Source organism: Arthrobacter rhizosphaerae (assembly GCF_023062595.1).
Classification (GTDB): Bacteria; Actinomycetota; Actinomycetes; order Actinomycetales; family Micrococcaceae; genus Arthrobacter; species Arthrobacter rhizosphaerae.
In genome coordinates this window covers 255,930-264,119 of record NZ_JALLAN010000007.1, presented here as the reverse complement: position 1 = coordinate 264,119, position 8,190 = coordinate 255,930, and the positions used below count along the sequence as shown (strand labels likewise).

7 protein-coding genes are annotated in these 8,190 nt (G+C 62.0%); 1 reads left to right on the top strand and 6 read right to left on the bottom strand.

What is annotated here, in order from left to right; translation table 11 throughout:
• Positions 1-84: 84 nt before the first annotated feature.
• The 3 genes from MU551_RS12065 to MU551_RS12055 all read right to left on the bottom strand — a co-directional run bounded on the left by MU551_RS12065 (position 85) and on the right by MU551_RS12055 (position 2,902).
• Positions 85-1,509 (bottom strand): class II fumarate hydratase, encoded by a 1,425-nt coding sequence (locus MU551_RS12065; protein ID WP_247044447.1) that lies wholly within the window; start codon positions 1,507-1,509, stop codon positions 85-87.
• Between the two features lie 96 nt (positions 1,510-1,605).
• Complete coding sequence (locus MU551_RS12060) at positions 1,606-2,220, bottom strand: carbonic anhydrase (RefSeq protein WP_247044444.1); 615 nt, start codon at positions 2,218-2,220, stop codon at positions 1,606-1,608.
• 10 nt (positions 2,221-2,230) lie between these two features.
• Positions 2,231-2,902, bottom strand: coding sequence for a DUF4245 domain-containing protein (locus MU551_RS12055; protein ID WP_247044497.1), 672 nt, complete (start codon positions 2,900-2,902; stop codon positions 2,231-2,233).
• A 200-nt stretch (positions 2,903-3,102) separates the two neighbouring features.
• Here MU551_RS12055 and glpX point away from each other — a divergent pair, with 200 nt between their 5' ends.
• Positions 3,103-4,137 carry a class II fructose-bisphosphatase gene (gene glpX / locus MU551_RS12050; protein WP_247044442.1) on the top strand — a complete coding sequence of 345 codons (1,035 nt, stop codon included), beginning with the start codon at positions 3,103-3,105 and terminating at the stop codon, positions 4,135-4,137.
• Between the two features lie 104 nt (positions 4,138-4,241).
• Here glpX and MU551_RS12045 read toward each other — a convergent pair whose 3' ends face one another.
• From MU551_RS12045 to MU551_RS12035, 3 genes are all read right to left on the bottom strand, one after another.
• Positions 4,242-5,213, bottom strand: coding sequence for a lipid II:glycine glycyltransferase FemX (locus tag MU551_RS12045; RefSeq protein ID WP_247044440.1), 972 nt, complete (start codon positions 5,211-5,213; stop codon positions 4,242-4,244).
• Positions 5,214-5,215: 2 nt separating this feature from the next.
• Positions 5,216-6,463 (bottom strand): mannose-6-phosphate isomerase, class I, encoded by a 1,248-nt coding sequence (gene manA, locus MU551_RS12040; RefSeq protein ID WP_247044437.1) that lies wholly within the window; start codon positions 6,461-6,463, stop codon positions 5,216-5,218.
• A gap of 76 nt (positions 6,464-6,539) precedes the next feature.
• Positions 6,540-8,183, bottom strand: a complete 1,644-nt coding sequence (locus MU551_RS12035) for an LCP family glycopolymer transferase (protein ID WP_247044435.1) — start codon at positions 8,181-8,183, stop codon at positions 6,540-6,542.
• Positions 8,184-8,190: the final 7 nt, after the last annotated feature.

Genomic DNA, 8,190 nt, shown 5'->3' with positions numbered 1-8,190 from the left:
CGGCGGTCCGGTGCCTTTCGTGCGAAAGGTACCGGACCGCCGTCGTTACTGCTTGACGTTGTCGAACTTATTGGAGGGGGAAGACTATGCCTTGTGCGGAGGCCTCGTCATGGACATGACGTCCAGTGCCGTGTCCAGCTGTTCCTCGGTCAGTTCGCCGCGCTCGAGGAAGCCCATGGCCACCACTGTTTCGCGGATGGTCAGGCCCTCACCAACTGCCTTCTTGGCGATCTTGGCGGCATTCTCATAGCCGATGAACTTGTTGAGCGGGGTCACGATGGACGGGGAAGCCTCCGCCAGGAAGCGGGCCCGCTCAACGTTGGCTGTGATGCCGTCGATCATCTTGTCGGCCATTACGCGGCTGGTGTTGGCCAGCAGTCGCACGGATTCCAGGAGGTTGGCGGCCATGACCGGGATGCCGACGTTCAGCTCAAAAGCGCCGTTGGTGCCGGACCAGGCAATGGCGGTGTCGTTGCCGATGACCTGCGCGCACACCATGATGGACGCTTCGCAGATGACCGGGTTGACCTTGCCGGGCATGATCGAGGAGCCAGGCTGCAGGTCAGGAATGGCGATTTCGCCCAAGCCTGTATTGGGACCCGAGCCCATCCAGCGGAGGTCATTGTTGATTTTCATAAAGGAGATCGCGATGTTACGCAGCTGGCTGGAAGCCTCGATGAGGCCGTCACGGTTGGCCTGTGCCTCGAAGTGGTTGCGGGCCTCGGTCAGGGGCAACCCGGTGTCTGCGGCCAGCAGTTCAATAACGCGCTCCGGGAAGCCTGCCGGGGTGTTGATTCCCGTGCCAACAGCGGTGCCACCGAGGGGAACCTCGGCAACGCGGGGGAGCGAAGCGTTGATCCGCTCGATGCCGTAACGGACCTGCGCCGCGTAGCCTCCGAATTCCTGGCCCAGGGTGACGGGGGTGGCATCCATCAGGTGGGTACGGCCGGACTTTACGACGTCCTTGAACTCGACGGCCTTCCGGTCCAGGGAATCGGCCAGGTAGCCCAGGGCCGGAATGAGGTCGTTGATGAGCGCCGAAGTCGCCGCGACGTGGACGGAGGTCGGGAAAACGTCGTTGGATGACTGCGAGGCGTTGACGTGGTCGTTCGGGTGGACAACCTTGTCACTACCGGCGGAGGTGAGGGCACGCGAGGCGAGCTCGGCGATAACCTCATTGGTGTTCATGTTCGAGGACGTTCCCGAACCGGTCTGGAAGACATCGATGGGGAAGTCGCCGTCGTACTTTCCCGAAGCGACCTCATCGGCGGCGTCGGCAATTGCCTGGGCAAGCTCGCCGTCGAGCACTCCCAGTTCTGCATTCGCCAGGGCGGCAGCTTTCTTGACCCGGGCGAGCGCCTCAATGTGGGCGCGCTCGAGGGTCTTCCCGGAGATGGGGAAGTTCTCCACTGCACGTTGCGTCTGCGCGCGGTACAGGGCGTTCACGGGGACGCGGACTTCGCCCATCGTGTCATGTTCAATGCGGAACTCTTCAGTAGTGGAAGTCATGGGGCTAGCTTAGGTCGACAGGGGCCTGCACTGAAAACCATGAAGGGCCTCTGTCCGGTCCTCCCGCGAGTCGCGCTGGACCCGCCAGGAGCGTTCCTAAAGGTCGCCGACTCCGGAAATAAACTCAGCGCGGCCCTCTGCGAGGCTGTACGAGAGTCCAATGACCGCCACGCGGCCGGTATCAATTGCGGTGGAAATCACACGTGAACTGTCCACGAGCCGTTGTGAGGTCTGCTTGACGTGCTCAACCACCATGTCGTTGACCTCGTGCTGGTCGTTCCGGAGCGACGTCAGCACTGACGGTGTGATCCGCTCGACGAGGTCACGGATGAAGCCAATCGGCATTTTTCCGGTTTCCACGGCCGTCTTGGTTGCGCTGACGGCTCCGCAGCTGTCATGGCCCAGGACCACGATCAGAGGCACGGCCAGTTCGCTGACGCTGTACTCCAGCGAACCAAGTACCGCATCGTCGATGACCTGCCCGGCCGTCCGCACCACAAAAGCGTCGCCGAGGCCCAGGTCAAAGATGATTTCAGCAGCAAGGCGGGAGTCGGAACAGCCGAAGATAACGGCGAAAGGGTGTTGGTTCTCCACCAGCGAGGAGCGCCGGGACGCGTCCTGGTTGGGGTGGGAGGATTGACCGGATACGAAGCGCTCGTTGCCTTCGCGCAGGCGGCGCCATGCCAGCGCGGGAGTCAGATAAGTAGCCACGGCCAATACCTTACGGTGAAGGTGCGGTCGAAGGTGAAACCGTGGCGGGAGGATTACTGTTCAGTGACTGCACGACGGCGGCAGCCAGCACCGTAAACTCGTCCAGCTGTGCAGCTCCGGTCAGCACTACGGTGGTTCCCCGGTGGACCAGGACCATGCTTTTCTTGCCTTTTCCGGAGTCACGCAACTCCCAGTCCAGGCCTCCGGCGTTCCGTTTTCCAGTTACCGGGGCGTTCTCGACCTGCTGTACCAGCCACGTCGGATTGGCCTGTGCGGTCTGGGCCAGGCCGATAAATGCCTCTTTCGGGGTGAGGTAGCCGATTTCCCAAGTGGGCACTCCGCTTTCCGTTCCGGACTCCCACCGCGCGTAATTGGGGCTGTATGTGTCGCCGGGATTGGGGGCCACCGGTGTGAATCCGGCCACACCTGCGGCATTCTGCGCCACGGCACTGACGTTGATATCGGGCCGGAACCCGTCGCTCTTCGGGGCGGGGTTCATCAACACGATGGGTAGGAACGCTGCAATGCTCACAGCCAGCGCGATCATCATTCCGATAACCGATGCATTGGCCCGTTTCGCTGCCGCAGCGGGGATTACGGGCTTGACCGGGGTTTGGACTGGGGAGCCGGAAGCTGTGCCGGCGGCTGGCGCCGGGGCGTGGCTGGCGGGCTTGTCCTGCATATCACTCACCCCTCTATAGTCGCTCATGGACGGGACGTTCTCACACTCGGTGCCCACAGCCCTGGGAAGCTGCGGTATTTTCCGGCCGAGTCATTTCGCGACCTTCGCTTGCCGCCCAGACTATGATCGAAGCAGAGGAATCACCGTACGGACTTCCGGCCGTACGGGTTCAATGATCGCCACTCGAAGAAGAGGTTCACGTGTCACCTGCGTCTGTTAGCCAGAAGTACTCCACACTTTCTCCGTCGCTCGCTGTTGGGCTGGACGAGCCTGACCGCAACCTCGCCCTTGAACTTGTCCGCGTCACCGAGGCTGCCGCAATTGCCGGCGGCCACTGGGTTGGCTTCGGGGACAAGAACAAAGCGGACGGCGCCGCCGTCGACGCCATGCGTTCCTTCCTTCAGACCGTCCACTTCAATGGCGTTGTGGTTATCGGTGAAGGTGAAAAAGATGAAGCCCCCATGCTCTTCAACGGCGAGCAGGTCGGTGACGGGACGGGCCCCGAGTGTGACGTCGCCGTCGACCCCATCGATGGGACGCGACTGACTGCCCTTGGCATCAACAACGCACTGGCCGTTCTGGCGGTTGCCGAGCGCGGCTCCATGTTCGACCCGTCGGCGGTGTTCTACATGGAGAAGCTGGTCACAGGCCCTGAAGCGGCCGATATGGTTGACCTGCGTTTACCTGTGAAGCAAAACCTCCACCTGATCGCCAAGGCCAAGGGCGTCAAGGTCAACCAGCTTAATGTCATGATCCTGGACCGCGACCGGCACCGTCCCCTCGTGGAGGAAATCCGCGAAGCCGGGGCCCGCACCAAGTTCATCATGGACGGTGACGTTGCCGGTGCGATTGCCGCTGCCCGCGGCGGCACCGGCGTCGACGCCCTGATGGGCATCGGCGGCACTCCCGAAGGAATCGTTGCTGCCTGTGCCATCAAGTCACTCGGTGGCGTGATCCAGGGCCGGTTGTGGCCCACCAGTGATGACGAGAAGCAGAAGGCCATCGACGCCGGTCACGATCTCGAGCGTGTGCTTTCCACGAACGATCTGGTCACCAGCGACAACTGCTACTTTGCCGCGACGGGCATCACCGACGGTGACCTCCTCAAGGGCGTCCGCTACGCCAAGGACAAGGTCCTCACCCAGTCCATCGTGATGCGGTCCAAGTCCGGCACCATCCGTTTCGTTGATGGCGAGCACCAGGCGAGCAAGTGGGAAGGCTACGCCCGCCGCTAGGCGCCACGCTCTGCCTCTCCGTGAACAGGCAGCTAACGACCTCGAACCCACGGGTTGCGGTCGTTAGCTGCCAGTTCGCGTTAACGGCCGGCGTCGAGAGGGGATCAGCTCCCGGTTCGCGCCGGGACTTTGCTTCGGAGGGCTTTCGCCTTGTCCCGGGCTTTGCGCGCCAACTGGTAGGCGGAGTAGCGGATCTTCTTGACGGGGAGATCCCACGTGCCGGCGTAGGCAACTTCGCGGCCACCGAAGGACTTCTTGAAGGCGGTAAAGCCCGCCCACTTGTGGTCAAGTTGGTCCGAGGGGGCCACGCCCCAGAGATCCACGTACTTGAGCCCTTTTTCCTTGGCCTCGGCAATAAGGGTCACCAGCAAAGGGATCCCGGCGCTGAGCTTCCGATGGGTGTCGTCCAGGGCCGCATGGGCATACGTACGTGTGTCTGCGGAATCATAGGCCAAGGCAGCTGCGATGGGCCCGCCATGGAGTTCGGCAATGTACAGGGTGGCCGCGCCTGCAGGCATCAACGACGCTGCCACCTGCCGCAGGTATTCATCGCTTTGGGGCTTGAAGCCGTTCCGCCTGGCCGTCATGTGGAGGAAGTTCAGGAGCACCCCAATGTCTTCCGGATCCTGTGAGCTGCGGAAGGTTACGCCCTTTTTGTGGATGTTCCGGTACAGATTGCGATTAACCGGCTTCATGGCAGCAAGGATGTCCTTGAAGTCCGGCTCCAGATCAATAATCCAGCTCAGTTCAGGCTGCTGGTTCGACGGGGCCGGTTCGAGTCCACGACGCCGCAGCAGGGCCTCGGCTTCATCGGATGGCAACCCTACGTTGACCGGCTCGATCCGGACACAGACTGCACCGCACCGCTTGGCCAGCGCCACTAGCGAGGCTAGAGCGTTGTCGAACGACTCCAGAGAATCAGCCACTGGACCGTAGGGTGAATACAGCACGGTTCCAGCAGGATTCTTCTCCTCGATGGCCAGGAAGCTCCAGCCCGGGCCGGACTCCGCATGGACTGTTCTGCCGAGGGAACGCTGGAACTCTGCCCACGCGGACGACTGTAGAAAGGACTCCATGATCACGCTCTCAATGCTGTAGTCACGGCAAAAGCGCGGCCAGTTTCGGTCGCCCCGGATACCGGATGAATGTTCACCGGTGCCTCCGCTGCGGGAATGTACGCACTGCCTCCGCGGCCGAGATGAAGATCTCCCTTGGGGGAATCGAGCAGCACGGAACCTGAAACGACGATGATCAGGGCCGCCCCGGACTGGGCGATCGGCACAGGCTCGGCGTCTGGAGCAAGCATCACGTGCTGAAGCTGGAACTCTTTGAACGGCGGGCAGTACAGCTCCTGTCCCAGATCGGACAACCCGGGCGCGAGCATTGGCACGGCAACAGCCGAGAAATCGATGGTGTTGAGCAGTTCCTGGACATCAATGAACTTTGGGGTGAGGCCGCCGCGGAGGACGTTGTCCGACGAGGCCATGACCTCGATGCCCAGCCCATGCAGGTAGGCGTGGACGTTTCCGGCAGGAAGGTACATGGCCTCCCCGGGCCCGAGCGAAATCCGGTTCAACAACAGGGAAATCAGGACACCTGGATCACCCGGGTACTGAGCGTTAAGCTCGAGAGCCGTAGTGAGTTCCTTCTCGTACGGCTTCTTCATCAAGCCGGCTTTGATTCCGCCGACAAGCTGCCCGACGGCATCGGAAATGTCGCGGCCTCCGCTGATCAGGCGTGTAAAAGCAGCCCTGAGTGCTTCGGGTTCAGGGTTCGCCTTCAAGTCCTCCATAACGAGGCGTACAACACCGGGAACCTCCAACGACAGTTGCTCCATGGAACGTATAACGTGCTCCAGTAAAGCGAGGGTGGAGGGAACCGGACGGAATCCGCAGAGCGCCTCGAACTGCGTCAAGGCGAAGATCATTTCGGGTTTGTGGTTGTCATCCTTGTAATTGCGTTCCACGGCATTCCGGTCCACGCCGGCAGCTTCCTCCCGCGCGAAACCCTCCCTGGCTTGCTCGAGCGTGGGATGCACCTGGAGGGAGAGGGGGTTCTCCGCGGCCAGCACCTTCAGGAGGAACGGCAGCCGGGGCCCGAACTCGGCAATGCTTGCAGCACCGAGGTGATGGACGGGATCGGCGGCAATGAGGGCGTCCAGCCTGTGCGTTCCGTCGGCCGTCAAAGCGACGGAAGGGGCACCGGGGTGGGCACCAAGCCATAGCTCGGCTTCCGGTCCACCGGACGCCGGTCGCCCCAGAAAACCCGCTATTGCCGTCTTCGAACCCCAAGCATAAGGGCGGAGGACATTCTCAATTTCGTACAAAACCAGGAATCCCTATCTGTTGCTGCTTAATGATGCCATCGTGTGCAGGCGCTACTGACACCGGCGGCCGGGAGGTTTACAGCGGTGCGCACTGGCCATTGGTGGCAACGAGTTCGCGGATCGACTGTTCATCGCCAAGGCGTTTGAACTCATTCAGCATCTCAGCTGTGATCGGCTGCCCATCCGGCGTGGTGGTCACCGGTGTGAAGTCCGACGGCGACGGTGCGGGCTGCGTCAAGGGCACCCCAGCCGCCGGTCCCGCTGCCAAGGGCTGACCGCCGGAGGGTGCAAGCCGGGCCAGAGGCTCGACCATGGCGTCGTCCAAGGCACCTGCCGAAGGGGAGGCCTGGCTACCGAGCAGTTGGCGCACCTTGTCATGGATGATGCCGAAATCGGGAACAGTCGAGAAGGAGGCGTCAAAATCCGGCGGGCCGATGGTCAGCCGCGCCACATCTTGTCCCTTGGCTTTCACTGCAAGATCCACAAAGCTCCCCAGCTGGGAAGCCGAGATGTTGGAGTCCACCACCTTGGTTCCGGCCTCGGCGATGTCCTGAAACTTGGAGAGGAGGGTAGCGGGGTCCAATTGCTTGAGCATGGCCTGCTGCACGCACTGTTGCCGCTGGATACGCGAATAGTCGTCCACAAACTCCCGCGAGCGGCCGTACCAGAGCGCGTGGTAACCGTCCAGATGCTGTTCGCCGGCAGGGATCCACCCCTCGGGCATGCCGTGGATCCCATTGGCTTCATCCACCATCGGACCGCTCATGGGAACCCACCCGCCGGCCTTGATCCTGATGCCGCCCATGGCGTCAATCAGTTTGGAGAAGCCCTCCATATCCACGAGGACATATGCCTGCACCTTGATGCCAAGGGAGCCTGAGACCGCTTCCAGCGTTGCCTGCGCACCGGGGTCGGCCACGCCGGGGTACAGGTCCTGGTGTTCATTGGTCACCTCGGTGTTGATGGCGTTGATGAGGCATTCATTGCCGCAGTCATAACCGTCAGGATAAATCTTGCGCATCGGTGAGTCTTCGCTGAACTGTGCGTTCTGCAGGTTCCGGGGTATCGAGATAATGGCTGTCTTGCCGGTTTCTGCATCTACGCTGATCACGGACAGGCTGTCGGGTCGCCGCCCTGTTCGGTCAGCTCCGGCGTCGCCACCCATCATGAGAAAGTTGTATCTGCCCTCTGAGGGCTCGATGGCCGGCCCAGACGCGAAAATGCTGCCGATGGCGTTTCGGCCAACGTTCAGCAGGTACGCCGCATACCCCAGGGAACCACTGCTCAGGACCATGGCGAGCACCAGCGCAGCGCCGACAACGGGCCGGATGCGGGGCTCCAGAAGGACCGGACGAATGAGCCTGAGGGTGTTGATGAACAAGATGGCCCATCCCACCGCGAAGGCAACCAGGATCAGGATGAGAATCAGGGACGTGAACTCGTTGGTGACGATTCCAATCAAGAGCGATCGGTTCGTGGCCACCAGAACCAGCATGAGCACAATAAGCGCCCAGGCAGCCAAAGTGACACGCAGGGCCCGCCGGCCAAGTCTGCGGTCGCCGGCAACGATCTGCGCACTGCCGGGCACGAACAATGTCAGCAGGATCAGGACGAAGGCGCGCTTCGTCCTGACAGGGGAGGCCGCACTGCCAGGATGACGCACCGGGTCCGTCAGGACGCCGCCTTGCTGCTCATCCGTGTGTAGTTGGGTGTTGGACATCTTTGTG

Bases quoted from the DNA above. Each gene is read 5' to 3' on its own strand.
- MU551_RS12065 (WP_247044447.1), bottom strand. From the start codon at position 1,509: ATGACTTCCACTACTGAAGAGTTCCGCATTGAACATGACACGATGGGC.
- MU551_RS12055 (WP_247044497.1), bottom strand. From the start codon at position 2,902: ATGCAGGACAAGCCCGCCAGCCACGCCCCGGCGCCAGCCGCCGGCACA.
- MU551_RS12045 (WP_247044440.1), bottom strand. From the start codon at position 5,213: ATGGAGTCCTTTCTACAGTCGTCCGCGTGGGCAGAGTTCCAGCGTTCC.
- MU551_RS12035 (WP_247044435.1), bottom strand. From the start codon at position 8,183: ATGTCCAACACCCAACTACACACGGATGAGCAGCAAGGCGGCGTCCTG.